Raw genomic sequence first — 774 nt, forward strand, 5'->3', positions numbered from 1 at the left:
TTACGATGTCCTGCAAAGGGCTGAAGCTGTCCCGAATGTGCGGGGTGGTGCTCTGGTTAGCCATCGTAAGGAACGACCCTGCCGTTCTTGAAGGCTTCGTGAGCCTCGAAGGCTTTTACTTCGTCGGCGGGGATTCGCCAGACATAGCGACCGTCGGTAAGCATACGCCGCGCCCGCCATTCGTGCTTCGGGGAGCGGATTACGTGAACCAGCAGGTGATGGTCTTTGCTGACGTACTGTTTGGGTTCCGCTTTTTTAACGGTCTTTTCTGCTTTTTCCGGTTTGGGTGCGGCTGCTTTTTTTGGTGTTGGCTGATCTTTTTTTTCTGGCATGACGGGCTACTCGGTGTTTGAAGTGTTTAGCCCGATGGTATGGGATTGAGTGCGGGTGATCGTCCTACTTATCCTTGTGCCTGAAGTGGTGGAGAGGGCAGGACTCGAACCTGCGTTTCAAAATTGTACGGATTTACAGTCCGTTCCCGTTGCCGCTTGGGTACCTCTCCAGAAAGAGAAAGCCCCTCGGGTGAGGGGCTGGTTGACTATCGGGATCAGGCTCTCAACTGCCAGTTCTTGAAGACCGAGTGAACCTTGTCTTGCAGCATTTCCACACCGCATTCAGTCAGGTACTCGTGCTTCACCGCGTCGGCGTCGTTGCCCTGGCGGTCTTTCAGCAGTTGGGTATCGCGCCCGTCGAGGTAGCGGTACTTGATGTAGCTGAAGTCCAGAGCAATCATCGTGTCGGCCAGACCCTTGATCTGACGGAACATCGGGTGCA

General features: G+C 54.8%; 2 protein-coding genes and 1 tRNA gene. All 3 read right to left on the reverse strand.

Annotation, left to right across the window (positions count from 1 at the left end; genetic code table 11):
* Positions 1-56: 56 nt before the first annotated feature.
* A complete protein-coding gene (locus AK963_RS29975) occupies positions 57-332 on the reverse strand; it encodes a hypothetical protein (RefSeq protein WP_066018831.1) in 276 nt (91 codons plus the stop codon).
* 86 nt (positions 333-418) lie between these two features.
* Positions 419-502 (reverse strand) — tRNA-Tyr (locus tag AK963_RS29980).
* Positions 503-547: 45 nt separating this feature from the next.
* Positions 548-774, reverse strand: a 227-nt coding sequence (locus AK963_RS34200) for an SU10 major capsid protein (RefSeq protein WP_175404760.1), incomplete at its 5' end; no start/stop codon positions are given.

Source organism: Endozoicomonas atrinae (genome assembly GCF_001647025.1).
Lineage (GTDB): Bacteria > Pseudomonadota > Gammaproteobacteria > Pseudomonadales > Endozoicomonadaceae > Endozoicomonas > Endozoicomonas atrinae.

Bases quoted from the DNA above. Each gene is read 5' to 3' on its own strand.
- AK963_RS29975 (WP_066018831.1), bottom strand. From the start codon at position 332: ATGCCAGAAAAAAAAGATCAGCCAACACCAAAAAAAGCAGCCGCACCC.